10 protein-coding genes are annotated in these 14,578 nt (G+C 67.4%); all 10 read right to left on the reverse strand.

All coding sequences use genetic code 11. The features are described from left to right. Positions 1 to 400: 400 nt before the first annotated feature. A complete protein-coding gene (locus HWX03_RS02210; protein ID WP_175870073.1) occupies positions 401 to 1,024 on the reverse strand; it encodes a histidine kinase in 624 nt (207 codons plus the stop codon). After that, positions 1,021 to 1,713 carry a response regulator gene (locus HWX03_RS02215; RefSeq protein ID WP_175819177.1) on the reverse strand — a complete coding sequence of 231 codons (693 nt, stop codon included), beginning with the start codon at positions 1,711 to 1,713 and terminating at the stop codon, positions 1,021 to 1,023. The genes HWX03_RS02210 and HWX03_RS02215 overlap by 4 nt, the downstream gene beginning before the upstream one ends. A gap of 101 nt (positions 1,714 to 1,814) precedes the next feature. Further along, positions 1,815 to 3,245: an efflux transporter outer membrane subunit gene (locus HWX03_RS02220; RefSeq protein ID WP_175870074.1), complete on the reverse strand. Its 1,431-nt coding sequence runs from the start codon at positions 3,243 to 3,245 to the stop codon at positions 1,815 to 1,817. A 4-nt stretch (positions 3,246 to 3,249) separates the two neighbouring features. Next, the gene (locus HWX03_RS02225) at positions 3,250 to 6,393 is read right to left on the reverse strand and encodes an efflux RND transporter permease subunit (RefSeq protein ID WP_175870075.1); all 3,144 of its coding nucleotides are present in this window, start codon (positions 6,391 to 6,393) and stop codon (positions 3,250 to 3,252) included. Positions 6,394 to 6,413: 20 nt separating this feature from the next. Further along, positions 6,414 to 7,574 (reverse strand): efflux RND transporter periplasmic adaptor subunit, encoded by a 1,161-nt coding sequence (locus HWX03_RS02230; RefSeq protein WP_175870076.1) that lies wholly within the window; start codon positions 7,572 to 7,574, stop codon positions 6,414 to 6,416. Positions 7,575 to 7,839: 265 nt separating this feature from the next. Then, a complete protein-coding gene (locus HWX03_RS02235) occupies positions 7,840 to 8,451 on the reverse strand; it encodes an ankyrin repeat domain-containing protein (RefSeq protein ID WP_175870077.1) in 612 nt (203 codons plus the stop codon). 79 nt (positions 8,452 to 8,530) lie between these two features. Beyond that, entirely contained in the window at positions 8,531 to 10,066 is a 1,536-nt protein-coding gene (locus HWX03_RS02240; RefSeq protein WP_175870078.1) for a catalase, read from the reverse strand. Positions 10,067 to 10,288: 222 nt separating this feature from the next. Then, on the reverse strand, positions 10,289 to 11,776 hold the full coding sequence (locus tag HWX03_RS02245; RefSeq protein WP_175870079.1) for an efflux transporter outer membrane subunit: 1,488 nt from the start codon (positions 11,774 to 11,776) through the stop codon (positions 10,289 to 10,291). A gap of 13 nt (positions 11,777 to 11,789) precedes the next feature. Next, on the reverse strand, positions 11,790 to 13,376 hold the full coding sequence (locus HWX03_RS02250; RefSeq protein ID WP_175870080.1) for an MDR family MFS transporter: 1,587 nt from the start codon (positions 13,374 to 13,376) through the stop codon (positions 11,790 to 11,792). Then, positions 13,369 to 14,493: an HlyD family secretion protein gene (locus tag HWX03_RS02255; protein ID WP_175870081.1), complete on the reverse strand. Its 1,125-nt coding sequence runs from the start codon at positions 14,491 to 14,493 to the stop codon at positions 13,369 to 13,371. Before HWX03_RS02255 ends, HWX03_RS02250 begins: the two co-directional genes overlap by 8 nt. Positions 14,494 to 14,578: the final 85 nt, after the last annotated feature.

The following is a 14,578-nucleotide window of genomic DNA, read 5'->3' on the forward strand; positions in this document are numbered from 1 at the left end:
GGATTGCTAGAGCAACAGCTTCGTTGTCCTGCTCATTTGATTCGATCCTTCGGCCCGCTGCCGGATGGCAGCCGTCCAGTGAAATGCATCGGGATGCTGCACGCGCCGGCGGGCGAACGACTCATTCGGCGGCGCGTACTTCGGTGCAGCGGAAGCGAAAAAACGTGGAGCGGAATCGATTGCGTGGCGGGCAATCCGTCGGATTGCTTGCATCGGACGGTATCAAGAACGAAAGCGCGATGTCAAACTTTTTTTGATTATATGAAACAAAATTAAATCGAATAAACCGCAATGATTTTGAAAAGATCGGCGGCATTTTGTAATGTTCGAAACCGGTAAAGCAGGTAATGCCGAAAGCGACTCGCCGATCCTTTCCGATGCGTGTTGAAACGGCCGTTCGTTATCGAGGAAATGCTCGAATCGGCGGGGCCTGTCGTTCGGCAACCTGAAGGTCGTCGACGAACCGGAACAGCGCGTCGACATGCTGAAGCAGCGCGTCGCGCGAGGCAGCGTCCGCATCGGTGGCGAGCACCTTGATGGCGTCGAGCCGGGTTTCGAGTTCAGCGAGCTGGGTGCGCGTGACGCGACTGCTGCTGGCGACGGGGGCCGTCGCATCGGATGGATTCGTCGATTTCATGGAATGAGTTATCGCATTGAAGTGCTCGATGAAGCGCGACAGGTCGGCCGGGCAGCCGTCGCGGGAAACCGCGCGTGCCGACGGATCGCCGGCGACGATCCGGCCCGCGGTGTCCGCCATGGCGTCGAGCGTCGCGAGCATGCGGCGGAGCAGCCTGACAAGGTCGAACGCGGCGGCCAGCAGGCAGACGAACAGCACCGTCGCCAGCACCAGGTAAGTGGGCACACTGCGGAGCATCGCGTCGGCCGTCGCGTCGTGCGGCAACGCGGCCGGCGCATGCAGTGTGTAGACGAAGAACGCGACGGTGCAGGCGAGCAGCACGACGACGATCGCGACGAGGCCGATCGCCCGCCCGATTTGCCGGCCGGGCCGTGCCGGCAGCGTCACTGCACGCCTCGCAGCCGGTAGCCGACGCCGCGCATCACTTCGGGCATGCCCGGTGCGCCGGCCTGTTCGAGTTTCTTGCGCAGCCTGCAGATGTGGCTGTCGACCGTGCGCTCCAGCGCGCTCACGTCGGCCATGCACGCATCGAGCAACTCGCCGCGCGTGAATACGCGGCTCGGCGATCTCGCCATGTGCGCGAGCAGCCGGAACTCCGTCAGCGTCAGCGTGATCGGCACCTCGGCGCCCGCCGTGCGCACGCGGGCCAGATAGCTGTCGGTGTCGACCTCCAGGTCGCCGACGCGCAGCATGCGCAGGGTCGGCGGCGCGGCGGACCGGCGCAGGATCGCGCGCAACCGCGCGACGACTTCGGCCGGGTTGAACGGCTTGACGATGTAGTCGTCCGCGCCGGCATGCAGTGCCTGCAGCCGGTCGAGGTCGCGATCGAACGCGGTGACGACGACGACGGGTGTGTTGTCGCGCCGCCGCAGCTCGGCGAGCACGTCCCAGCCGCTTTTCTGCGGCATCTTCACGTCGAGCAGGATCAGGTCGGGCTTCAGGTGCGGCTGCATGTCGAGCGCCGCTTGCCCGTCGGCGACGCGGTAGGTGCGAAAGCCGTCGTGCTTAAGGTACGCATCGAGGATGTCCGAGATGTCGGGCTCGTCTTCTGCAATCAATATCAGTGAATTCGTCATGGAGTGTGCCGTGCGATGTCGAACAGTCGGGGCGGCCCGTTACCGGGCCGGGTCGCGCCGTTCCGCCACGCTGCCGCGCGGGACGGAACGGCGCCGTTCGTTCAGTCCTGCACCACGCGCTTCGACGGTGCGACGTCCTGGTCCGTCAGGCCGCCGCCGAGCGCCTTGTACAGCGCAACGGCATTGCCGAGCTCGCTGCGGCGCAGGTCGAGCAGCGCCTGCCGTGCCGAATAGAGCTGCCGCTGCGAATCGAGCAACTCCAGCCGGCCCTCGACACCCGCGCGATAGCGCAGGTTCGACAGGTCGGTGCGGCGTTCGGCCGAGCCGACCACGCGCGTCTGCGCGTCGATCTGGCGGCCGAAGGTTTCGCGCCCGGCGATGCCGTCGGCCACTTCGCGGAACGCGGCCTGGATCGAGCGTTCGTATTCGGCGACCGCGCTGGATTTGCGCACTTCCGCGAGACGCAGCTCGGCACGCAGCCGGCCGCCCTGGAAGATCGGCACCGTGACCTGCGGCGCGAAGCTCCACGTGCGCTGGCCGCCGTCGAACAGGCTGCCCATCGCGGGGCTGAGGAAACCGATCGACGACGTCAGCGACAGGCGCGGGAAGAATGCGGCGCGCGCGGCGCCGATGTCCGCATTCGCGGCGACGAGATTTTGTTCGGCCTGCTGGATATCCGGTCGCCGGAACAGCAGCTCGGACGGCAGGCCGGCCGGCAGTTGCGTCATCACCGGTTGCTGCTGAAGCGGCAGCGGCTCGGGCAGATCCTTCGGCAGCTCGGCGCCGATCAGCAGGCGCAGCGCGTTGCGTGCCTGCTCGACGGCGCGCGTGCGCGCTTCGAGATCGGCCGTCGCGCTCGCGACCTGGCCTTCGGCCTGCGCGATATCGACGCCGCTCGCCTGATGCGCTTCCTTCAGGCGGCGCGCGAGATCGAGCGATTGCTGCCAGTCGGCGAGCGTGCGCTCGGACAGCTGGCGCTGCTCGTGCGCGAGGCGTTCCGCGAAGTACGCGTCCGCCACGCCGCCGACCAGCGAGATCTGCACCGCACGGCGGCCGTGATCGGTCGCGAGGTAGCGCGCGAACGCGGCATCCGACTGCGACTTCACGCGGCCGAACAGGTCGATCTCGAACGCGCTGATGCCGACGTTCACGCCGTACTGGTTCTGCGTCGTGCCGAACAGCGGCGGACTCGACTGCGTGTCGTCCGACGTGCGCTGGCGCGTGAAGTTCGCGCCGGCGCCGATCGACGGCAGGCGCGCGGAACGCTGGATGCCGTACTGCGCTTCGGCGGCCTCGACGTTCAGCGCTGCCACCCGCAGGTCGCGGTTGTTGTCGAGCGCAAGCTCGATCAGGCGCTGCAGGCGGCGATCGCCGAACATCGTGCGCCAGCCGAGATCGGCCGCGTTGGCCTTGAGATCGGCGGCCGCGTTGGCCGTGTAGGCCGTCGGCACCGGCATCGAGGGTTTGACCAGCGTCGGCGCGAGCGAGCAGGCCGACAGCGCGAGGACGAGGGGAAGAATAAGCAATCGCATGGCATCAACCTTCCTGTCCGTGAGTCGGGATAGCCGGCTGCTTGCGGGAAGCCCGCCATGCGCCGATGCGCTCCTGGATACTCATCACGAACACAAAGAAAACAGGGACGAAGAAAATGGCCAGCACCGTGGCGGTCACCATGCCGCCGAACACGCCGGTGCCGATCGCGTGCTGCGTCTCGGCGCTGGCGCCGGTCGCGATCATCAGCGGCACGACGCCGAGGCCGAACGCGAGCGAGGTCATCAGGATCGGGCGCAGGCGCAGCTTCGACGCCTGCACGGCTGCCTCGATCAAGCCCTTGCCTTCCTCGCGCAACTGCTTCGCGAACTCGACGATCAGGATCGCGTTCTTCGCGGACAGGCCGATCACGGTGATCATCCCGACCTTGAAGAACACGTCGTTCGGCAAGCCGCGCAGCAGCACCGCACCGATCGCGCCGATCAGGCCGAGCGGCACCACCAGCATCACCGACAGCGGAATCGACCAGCTTTCGTACAGCGCGGCGAGCACCAGGAACACGACGATCATCGACAGCACCATCAGCATCGGCGCCTGCGACGCCGACTGGCGTTCCTGCAGCGACTGGCCGGTCCACTCGACCGCGAAGCCCGGCGGCAGTTGCGCGGCGAGCCGTTCCATCTCGGCCATCGCCGCGCCGCTCGACTGGCCGGGGGCGGCAGTGCCCGAGATCCGCGCGGACGGGTAGCCCTTGAAGCGCACCATCTGCAGCGGCGTCTCGGTCCACACCGGGCGCACCACTTCGGACAGCGGCACCATGCCGCCGGCCGCGTTGCGCACGTACAGCTTCATCACGTTGTCGATCTGCATGCGCGCCGGCGCGTCGGCCTGGATGATCACCTGCTGCATGCGGCCGGCGTTCGGGAAGTCGTTCACGTAGGTCGAGCCCATCGCGGTCGACAGCGTGTCGCTGAGCGTCGTGAACGACACGCCGAGCGCCTGCGCCTTCGCGCGGTCGATCTCGAGGCGGATGCTCGTGCCGGCCGGCAGGCTGTCCGGGTACACGCCGGTCACGACCTTGCTTTGCGCGGCGAGTTCGAGCAGCTTGACTTCCGCGGCCTTGAGCGCCGCCGTGCCCTGGTTGGCGCGGTCTTCCAGGCGCATCGAGAAGCCCGAGCTGTTGCCGAGCTCGTCGATGGCCGGCGGCAGCAGGCTCATCACCGTGCCTTCGGTCACGCCGGCCATCGCCTGCTGCGCGAGCATGCCTTCCTCGACGGTCGATGCGCCGCCGCGGTTCTTCCAGTCCTTCATCACGGACCAGTTGATCGCCGCGTTCGGACCCTGGCCCGAGAAGCCGTAGCCGATCACGGAAATGCTCGACTGGATTGCCGGACGCGAAGCAAGATGCTTCTCCAGCGTCTTGACCACGTCATGTGTGCGCTCGGCGGTAGCGTCCGCGGGCAGCAGAAAGCTGGTGATGAAGTAGCCCTGGTCCTCGTCCGGCAGGAACGACGACGGCAGGCCGCGGAAGCCGAACACCAGTGCGCCGGCAATCGCCAGGAACACCAGCATCACGCGGCCCGTGCGGCCGACCAGGCGGCCGACGCGCGTCTCGTACCATTTCGTCATGCGATCGAAGCGGCGGTTGAACCAGCCGAAGAAGCCGCGCTTCTCGTGATGGCCCGGTTCGAGCGGCTTGAGCATCGTCGCGCACAGGGCCGGCGTGAGCGTCAGCGCCAACAGTGCGGAGAACAGGATCGATACGGCCATCGACAGCGTGAACTGCTTGTAGATCACGCCGACCGAGCCGCTCGCCATCGCCATCGGCAGGAACACCGCGGTCAGCACCAGCGTGACGCCGACGATCGCGCCCGTGATCTCCTTCATCGCCTTCGACGTCGCGTCCTTCGGCGAGAGTCCTTCCTCGGCCATCAGGCGTTCGACGTTCTCGACGACGACGATCGCATCGTCGACGATGATGCCGATCGCGAGCACCATGCCGAACATCGTCAGCACGTTGATCGAGAAGCCGGTCATCAGCATTACCGCAAAGGTGCCGAGCATCGCGACCGGCGCGACGATGGCCGGGATCAGCGTATAGCGCACGTTCTGCAGGAACAGGTACATCACGAGGAACACGAGCACCATCGCTTCGAGCAGCGTGTGCAGCACTTTCTCGATCGAGATCTTCACGAACGGCGACGTGTCGAGCGGGATCGAGTAGGTCATGCCCGACGGCATCGACTTGCTCAGTTCGGCCATGCGCGTGCGGATCGCGTCCGCGGTCTTCACCGCATTGGCGCCCGGCGCGAGCTGCACGCCGGCGAGGGTGGCCGGCTTGTTGTTCTCGCGGCTCACGTACATGTAGTTCTGCGAGCCGAGTTCGACGCGTGCGACGTCGCCGAGCACGACCTTCGAGCCGTCCGCGTTCGCGCGCAGCACGACCTTCGCGAATTCCTCCGGCGTGGTGAGCTGACCCTGCGCGGTGAGCGGCACGGTCACGCGCTGGCCCGGCAGCGCGGGCAGCGCACCGAGGCTGCCCGGCGCGATCTGCACGTTCTGCTGGCCGATCGCGGTCGTCAGGTCGCTCATCGACAGGCCGAAATTGATCAGCTTCTGCGGATCGACCCAGATGCGCATCGCGCGCTCGGAGCCGAACTGGAGCACCCGCCCGACGCCGTCGATGCGCCGCAGCTCCTCGGACACGCTGCGCGCCATGTAGTCGGCGAGCGCGCCTTCGTCGAAGCGGCCGTTGTCGGAGCGCAGGCCGATCAGCATCAGGAAGCCGGACGACGCGGATTCGACGATCAACCCGTTCTGGCGCACGGCGGCAGGCAGGCGCGGCTCGATCGACTTGATCTTGTTCTGCACGTCGACCTGCGCCATCTCCGGATCGGTGCCGGGCTTGAACGTCACGGTGATCTGCGCGCCGCCGGACGTGTCGGCCGACGATTCGAAGTACAGCAGGTTCTTGACGCCGGACAGTTCGCGCTCGATGAGGCTCAGCACGCCGTCGTTCATCGTCTGCGGCGTGGCGCCCGGATAGGTCGCGGTGATCGTGACGGAGGGCGGCGCGACCGACGGATAGCGCGCGACCGGCAGTTGCGGGATCGCGATCAGCCCCATCAGGATGATGAAGAGGGCGATCACCCACGCAAACACCGGGCGGCGGATAAAGAATTCAGCCATGGCTGGAGGCTCCTCGTGACTCAGTGCGCGGACGCGGCGGCGGCCGCGTCAGGCGACTTCCAGTCGGTTGCGGCGGCCGCCGCGCCGTCGGTCAGGCGTTCCATGCCTTCGACGACGATCTTCTGGCCGGCCTGCAGGCCCGACTTGATGCGGTAGCTGCGGTTCGTGAGCTCGCCGACTTCGACGGCTTTCAGATGCGCGTTGCTCTTCGCGTCGAGCACCCACACCTGCGGCTTGCCGCCGGCGCGCACGATGGCCTGTTGCGGCACCATCACGGCGTTCGCGTAGTGCGCGCGCGGAATGCGGGCACGCACGTACATGCCCGGCAGCAGCTGGCGCTTCGGGTTGTCGACCAGCACGCGCAGCAGCACGTCGCCGGTGCCCGGATCGACGTTGACGCCCGAGAACAGCATGCGGCCCTTCACGTCGTAACGCGTGTCGTCGTCGCGCAGCACGTCGACCGGCAGGCCGTTGCTGTCCGACGCTTGCGGCTGCGAGGCGAGCGCGCCGCGCAGCGCGTCGAGCGAGGCGGCCGGCTGGCGCACGTCCACGTACACTTGGTCGATCTGCTGGATGCGCGCCATCGGCTGGCTGTCGCTGCTCGACACCAGCGCGCCTTCGGTCACGAGCGCCTGGTCGATGCGGCCGGCGATCGGCGCTTCCACGGTCGCGAACTTCAGGTCGAGCTGGCGGCGCGCAAGCGTCGCGCGGGCCTGCGCGACATCGGCCGCGGCCTGGTCGCGTTGCGATACGGCGTCGTCGTACACCTGGCGGCTGATCGCATCGGCCTCGACGAGCGGCTTGAAGCGCGCCGTCTGCACCTTCGCACGTTCGAGTGCGGCCTGCGCGCGCTGCAGCGAGGCGGCGGCGGTGTCCATCTCGGCCTTGAACGGCGCCGGATTGATCTGGAACAGCGGCTGGTCCACGCGCACTTCGGTGCCTTGCTCGAACAGCCGGCGTTGCACGATGCCGCTTACCTGCGGCCGGATCTCGGCCACCCGCACGGCCGCGACGCGGCCCGGCAGGTCTTCGGTCACGTCGACGCGCGTGGCGGCCACGGTCATGGCCGCCACCGGGGTGGCCGGTGCGGCGGCCTGCTGTTGGGACGGCCCGCAACCCGCCAGCATTGCCGCCACCAGCGCGCATACGGCGCCGTGGCAGCATCGTTTCTGATTCTTCATAGCGACTCCAGGAAGCGCAGGCAGCCCACTGCCTGCTTTGACGGACTGGAGTCTGACGCGCGTAGTTGGCGTCTTTTATGCGGAAAGATGGAGATTCGATGGAGACGGCGAAAGGCGGCAAAAAACGATGGCGGGCGGGAGGGGGGATGGTCAGACGAGGCCGCGCGGCTGCGCCGGCTGGCGACGACGGGCCTGCCGGGCGCAGATGCTCGACGTCGCGTCGGTGGTGGGGTGCGAGTGGATGCTGCTTTGACGCGTCGTCGCGCTACGGTTTGGCGCCTGCATTGCGCAGTGCGTCCGCGGCGTACGTGTTGTCGTGCGTCAGCGCGAGCTGAAGCAGCGACTGGCCGCGCCGGTCGACATGGTTCGGATTCGCGCCCTGCGCGACGAGCAGCGGAATCAGCTCGAAGCGGTTGAACAGCGTCGCGAACCCCAGCGCGGTTTCGCCGGCGCCGTTCGTCTGGTCGATCGGGCAGCGCGTGTCGATCAGGCGTCGCGCGATGTCGGGTTCATTTTTGAAGAGGGCGCCCATCAGTGCGGTGTTGCCGTGACGATCGCCGACGCACGCATCGGCGCCGGCCGACAACAGGTAGTCGAGCGCCGCGGGCTGGCCGTCGTACGACGCGAGGATCACGGCCGTGTAGCCGTGGCTGTCGGTGGCGTCGACCGGATAACCGGCGTCGTGCAACGCGCGCAGGATATCGACGCGGCCGACGCGCGCGGCGTCGAACCAGTCGCCGTCATAGCGGCGCAGCGCGGCAGGGTCGGCCTTGCCGTATGCCGGCTGGTCGGGCAGGTGCGCGCAGCCGGCGAGCGCGGCCAGTGCAAGCGCCGCCGCGGCCGCGCGGATCGCGTGGGTGAAGCGTTCTGATCGCATGGGGAAGTCCTGATGAAGGGGGGGCGGGCCGACGTGCGCGGCGCGATCGCACACGTCGGCAGCGACCGAAGCCGCGGGATCAGTTGTCGCTCAGCTTCGCCGCGAGCGACTGCACTTGCTGGACGTTCGCGTGAACGGCCTGCGCGAGGCGCATCCCGTAGTCGGCGTCGGCCTTGTAGAAGTACGACAGCATCGCGTACTGGTTCTGCGCGTTCTTCACCTGGCCGAGGTCGCCGGACAACGCGGTGACGAGGTCATCCTTGTCCTGCTGCGACAGGCTCCGGTAGTACTCGCCCGCCTGACGGAACGGCAGCTTCTTGCGGATCGCTTCCTGCTGCGTCGTGCCGTTGAGCGCCATGCGGACCGACTTGTACTGCGGATCCTGCGCGAGTTCGTTCAGCGTCGACGGTTCGTAATTCACCTCGCCCTTGCGGTCGCCGGCATTCATCTTGCCGTCCTGGTTGTTGTTGACCACCGGCACGACCGGGCGGTTGATCGGCAGATCCATGTAGTTCGCGCCGAGCCGGTACATCTGCGTGTCGGCGTACGCGAACAGGCGATCCTGCAGCATCCGGTCTTCGGACGGCTCGATCCCCGGCACGAGCCGCGACGGCGCGAAGGCCGATTCCTCGGTCGACTGGAAGTAGTTGTCGGGCACGCGGTTGAGCGTCATCGTGCCGATCTTGCGTTCAGGCACGCCGGTCCAGACCTTCGTATCGTCGAGCGCGTCGAAGTCGAAGCGGCTCAGGTCCTTCGGCGTGAGCACCTGCACGTACAGGTCCCACTTCGGGAAATCGCCCTGTTTCAGCGCGCCGTACAGGTCGTTCGTCATCATGTTCCAGTCGCGGCCGATCGATGCAGGGATCTCTTGCGGGCGCAGGCCGTGCACGCCTTGCTGGCTCTTCCAGTGGAACTTCACGTAGTGCACGTCGCCCTGCGCGTTGACGAACTTGAACGCATGCACCGCGAAGCCGTCCATGCGGCGATACGAATCGGGCATGCCCTCGTCCGTGTACAGCCTCGTCAGCATGTGGGTCGCTTCGGGCGTGTGCGCGAAGAAGTCGAACGCGAGGTTCGGGTCCTGCACGCCGGTCACGGCGCTCGGTTTGTTCGCGTGCACGAAGTCGGGGAACTTGATGCCGTCGCGAATGAAGAACACCGGCCAGTTGATGCCGACCATGTCCCAGTTGCCCTGCTGCGTATAGAACTTCACCGCGAAGCCGCGCGGGTCGCGCGCCTGCTCGGGCGAGCCGCGATAGCCCATCACGGTGGAGAAGCGCACGAACACCGGCGTGCGGGTGCCCGGCGTGAAGACTTTCGCTTTCGTCAGGTCGGAGATGTCGGTGCTCGGCACGAACTCGCCGAATGCGCCGGTGCCGCGCGCATGCACGACGCGTTCGGGAATGCGCTCGCGATCGAAGCGCTGCAGTTTCTCGATGAGCGCGGAATCCTGCAGCAGCACCGGGCCGGCGGGGCCGGCCGTCTGCGAATTCTGGTTGTCGCCGACGGGCGCGCCGGTGTCGCGCGTGAGTTCGGCGGCGTACGGAGAGGCGGAGAGTGCCACGCAGACCGCGGCGACTGCGTGCCGCAGCACGCGATGGGAAGATGAGGACATGACGATGGAACTCCTTGAATCCGATCGGTGGTGGGGAAGCCGACTGAATTAGAAGAGATCGTCAGACGATTGGCTAATTGATATTCGATATGTTTTCGATAGCCGTGGCGTCGATGGGGCGCGCGCCCGTTCGTTGCGCAAGAAACGAAGCAGTATTGTTGCGCGCGCAATGAGTTGCGGCAAGCATGATGCATCGGTCGTGCATGATTTGCGTCGGCGCCGTCAACCGGCGCTTGTCTGCCATCCGAGCCCGAGGCTCTTCTGTACGGACACGTAGTCCTTGATCAGTTCGGCTTGCCCGGCGATCACGTTTTGCTGCGCGGACAGCGCTTCGCGTTGCGTATCGAGCAGGTCGATCATCGACGCGACGCCCGCGCGATAGCGCTGGTCCATCAGCGCGCGCGAATGCACGGCCGACGTCTGCACCTTCGTCAACGCGACGACATGCTCGCGCTGATGCCCGTAACGCTGCAACGCGGTATTGGCATCCTGCAATGCACCGAGCACGGCCTTCTGGTAATTCGCTTCCGCTTCGTCGCGCGACGCTTCGGCCGCGCGTACCGCGCCGCGCGTGCGTCCGAAGTCCAGAATGTTCCATTGCAGGTACGGCGCACCGACCCACGTGAAATTCTGCTTGCGGAACAGGTGGCCGGGGTCGGTCGCGCTGAAGCCGAGATCGCCGAGCAACGTCACCTTCGGGAAATAGTCGGCGATATGCTCGCCGATCTGCGCATGGCTCGACGCGAGCCGGCGTTCGGCCGCGCGGATGTCGGGGCGCTGCTTCAGCAGCGTGGCCGGATCGCCGATCGCGACGCTGCCGGGCAGCATCGGCAATGCCGCGTCCGGGGTCGACAGCGCGGCGTCGAGCGCGCCCGGCGCGCGGCCCGTCAGGATCGCGAGCCGGTCGAGCGATTCGGTCACCTGGGCATCGAGCGGGATCAGCGACGCGCGCGTGTTCTCGACCAGCGTCGTCAGCCGCTCGATGTCCGCATCGGCCGCGACGCCGCGCGCGCGGCGCTGCTGCGTGAGTTCGAGCATCTGCTGCTGCAATTGCGCGGTGCGCCGCGACAACGCAAGTCGTTGCTGCTGATCGCGCAGGTCGACATACGCATTCGCGACTTCGGCCGCGATCGACACCTGCGTATCGGCAAGGTCGGCATCGACCGCTTCGGCCTGCGCGGAGGCGGCTTCGACCGCGCGGCGCGTGCCGCCGAACAGGTCGATTTCCCAGGTCGCGTCGAAGCCCGCCGAATAGAGTTGCAGCGGCCCCGAGCCGCCGAGCGACGGCGACATGCCGCCCGACTGGCCCGAGCCGTTCGACGGCAGCAGCGAACCGAGCGCGCCGACGTCCGGTTCGCGCATGCGGATGGCCGCGACGGTGGCCGACGATTTCGGCATCTGCGCGGCGCGCTGTTGCGAGAGCTGCGCGCGTGCCGCGCGCAAGCGGGCCTGCGCGGCGTGCAGATCGGGGTTGTACACGAGCGCGGCGACGATCAGCGCGTCGAGCTGGCGATCGTTCAGCGCGTGCCACCACGCGCTCGGCGCGGGCGCGGCGGTGTCGACGCCGGTGGCCGGTGCGCGCACGAAGGTCGGCGCATCCGGCGCGGCGGGCGCGCCGCGGTAGTCGGGGCCGACCGTGCAGCCGGCGAGCAGGCACGCGGCCGCGCACAGGGTGAGCGCGGGGCGGCGGGGCAGGGAGAAGGATTTCATCGCGTATGACGGGTCAATGGCCGGACGACGTCGGCTGCGGCCCGCGCGGCGTTCTCAGCAGCAGCGCGAGCGGCACGCAGGCGAGCAGCGCGAGGCCCAGCAGATAGAAGGTTTCGGAATAGGTCATCACGACGGCCTGGATCTGGATCTGCTGCGCCAGCTGGCCGAGCGCGCGCATGTTCGAATACGCGAGATCGCCGGTGTGCGCGAACCAGTTGGCCGCATAGGCCGACAGTCGATCCTGGCCGATCAGCGAGTTCGCGGTCACCGATTCGCGCAGCGCGGCCGTATGGAAGGTCGTGCGCCGGTCGATCACGGTGCCGATGATCGCGAGCCCGATCGAGCCGCCGAGGTTGCGCGCCATGTTGTAGAGCCCGGCCGCATCGCCCGAGTCTTCGCGCGCGACGGCCGCCATCGACGCCTGGTTGAGCGGCATCATCGCGAGCATCTGCGCGAGGCCGCGGATCAGCTGCGACCACATGAAATCGTGGCCGACGCTCTGCGCGGTCAGGCTGATGTCGAGCATGCAGCTCACGCAGAACAGCAGCAACCCCGTGATCACGAGGATGCGGAAATCGACCTTGCCGAGCAGGCGCGGCAGGATCGGCATCACGAGAAAGGCCGGCAGCCCCGACAGCAGCATGATCGCGCCCGCCTGTTCCGCGTTGTAGCCGGCGACGATCGCGAGGAACTGCGGCAGCAGGTAGGACACGCCGTACAGCCCGGCGCCGACCGCGGACACGATCACGATCACGCTCGCGTAGCGCGGGTTGCGCATCAGCGACAGCCGCATGATCGGCCGCTTCGCGAAGCGCTGCGACAGCGCGATCAGGATCATCCCGGCGAACGACACGACGCTCAGCGTGACGATCATCTGCGATTCGAACCAGCGTTCGCGCTGGCCTTCCTCGAGCACGACGGTCAGCGAGCTCAGGCCGATCGCGAGGCCGAAGATGCCGAGCCAGTCCGCGTTGAAGAATGCGCTCCATTGCGGGCGGTCCGACGGCAGGCCGAACACCAGCAGCGCCATCAGCAGCAGGCACACGGGCAGGTTCAGGAAGAAGCACCAGCTCCAGTTCACGTTTTCCGCGAGCCAGCCGCCGAGCACGGGGCCGAACAGCGGCCCCAGCAGCACGATCAGGCCGAACATCGTCATCCCGACGGGCAGTTGCGACAGCGGCAGCCGCGTGCGGATGATCGTCTGCGCGGTCGGGATCAGCGCGCCGCCGGTGAAGCCCTGGCCGATCCGGCCCGCGATCATCATCGGCAGCGAATGCGACCAGCCGCACATCATCGAGAACGCGATGAACAGCGCGGAGTTCGTCAGCAGGAAATTGCGCAGCCCGAACACGCGCGTGAGCCAGGCGGCGAGCGGGATCATCACGATTTCCGACATCAGGTAGCCGGTCGAGATCCACGTGCCTTCGGTGCCGGTCGCGCCGATTTCGCCCTGGATCTGCGGCAGCGCGGAATTCGTGATCGAGATGTCGAGCGTCGCCATCAGCGCACCGAGCGCGCCGGCCGCGACCGCGATCCAGTCGGTCACGCTCGCGCGGCCTTCATGCGGCGGCATGGGTATCGTGGCGGGCGTATCAGCCATGATGCCGCTCGTCGCGGGCAGGGCGCGTATCGACGTCGACCGTCACCGACAGCCCGGGCAACAGCATGCGTTGCGCGCGGGCGTTCGCGGCGAGACGGATGCGCACGGGCACGCGCTGGACGATCTTCGTGAAGTTGCCGGTCGCGTTCTCGGGCGGCAGCAGCGCGAACTGCGCGCCGGTGCCGGGCGCGAAGCTGTCGACGACGCCGGACAGCGGGCCGTCCGGCAGCGCGTCGACATGCAGCTCGACGGGCTGGCCGATGTGCATGTTGCCGATCTGCGTTTCCTTGAAGTTCGCGACGAGATAGATCGAGTCGACCGGCACGACGGTCAGCAGCCGCGTGCCGGGCTGCACGTATTGGCCGACGCGCACCGTGCGATCGCCGACGCGGCCCGCGAGCGTGCTGCGCACGATCGTGTTGTCGAGGTCGAGCTGCGCCTGGGCGGCGCTGGCCTGCGCGGCCTCGAGCTGCGCGCGCGCCTGCTGGAGTTGCGCGGTGAACGACGCGATCTGCGTGCGGGCGGCGGCGATCGACGCGTTGTTCGCGGCGAGCGTCGCGAGCGCCTGGTCGCGCGTGCTTTTCAGGTCGGCCACACGTTCGTGCGTTTCGGCGCCGGTCGCCGCGAGCGGCGCATAGCGCGTGTACTCGTCGCTCGCGTGCTGCGCGTTGATGCGCGACACCTTCGCCTGTGCGTCGGCCTGTTCGAGATTCGCGTGTTGCTGGCTGATGTCGGCTTCGGCGCGCGCGATATCGGCGCGGCGGGCGTCGACGGTCGCCAGCGCTTGCGCGAGCGCCACCTGGTACTGGCGGACGTCGAGCCGCACGAGCGGATCGCCGGCCTTCACGGGCTGGTTGTCGCGCACGTAGACGTCGGTCACGTAGCCGGCGACCTTCGGCGCGGCAGTCATGCTGTCGGCCTGCAGGTACGCATCGTTGGTGCTTTCGATGAAGCGGCCGACCGTCCACCAGCGGCCGAGCCAGATCGCGCCGCCGACGGCCGCGAGCACGGCGACCACGAGCAGGATGCGCCGCTTCGTTCCGCCGTTGCCGCTGCGCGGCGTTGTTCCGTTTTCCTGACGATCTGCTTTCTGTGGCGGCTCTTGTAGCGTCGACATGCGGGATCCAATTTATTCCAAGTGGAAGAATTATTCCAGTTGATAAAATTGTGTCAAGTAGAATGTCGATCGATCGAATGACGAG

Origin of the sequence: Burkholderia sp. BCC0397 (assembly GCF_902832865.1) — a bacterium.
Classification (GTDB): Bacteria; Pseudomonadota; Gammaproteobacteria; order Burkholderiales; family Burkholderiaceae; genus Burkholderia.

What these genes read in the sequence shown, in the direction of transcription:
- HWX03_RS02215 (WP_175819177.1), bottom strand. Translation starts at nt 1,713, where the DNA reads ATGACGAATTCACTGATATTGATTGCAGAAGACGAGCCCGACATCTCG.
- HWX03_RS02220 (WP_175870074.1), bottom strand. Translation starts at nt 3,245, where the DNA reads ATGCGATTGCTTATTCTTCCCCTCGTCCTCGCGCTGTCGGCCTGCTCG.
- HWX03_RS02225 (WP_175870075.1), bottom strand. Translation starts at nt 6,393, where the DNA reads ATGGCTGAATTCTTTATCCGCCGCCCGGTGTTTGCGTGGGTGATCGCC.
- HWX03_RS02230 (WP_175870076.1), bottom strand. Translation starts at nt 7,574, where the DNA reads ATGAAGAATCAGAAACGATGCTGCCACGGCGCCGTATGCGCGCTGGTG.
- HWX03_RS02235 (WP_175870077.1), bottom strand. Translation starts at nt 8,451, where the DNA reads ATGCGATCAGAACGCTTCACCCACGCGATCCGCGCGGCCGCGGCGGCG.
- HWX03_RS02240 (WP_175870078.1), bottom strand. Translation starts at nt 10,066, where the DNA reads ATGTCCTCATCTTCCCATCGCGTGCTGCGGCACGCAGTCGCCGCGGTC.
- HWX03_RS02245 (WP_175870079.1), bottom strand. Translation starts at nt 11,776, where the DNA reads ATGAAATCCTTCTCCCTGCCCCGCCGCCCCGCGCTCACCCTGTGCGCG.
- HWX03_RS02250 (WP_175870080.1), bottom strand. Translation starts at nt 13,376, where the DNA reads ATGGCTGATACGCCCGCCACGATACCCATGCCGCCGCATGAAGGCCGC.
- HWX03_RS02255 (WP_175870081.1), bottom strand. Translation starts at nt 14,493, where the DNA reads ATGTCGACGCTACAAGAGCCGCCACAGAAAGCAGATCGTCAGGAAAAC.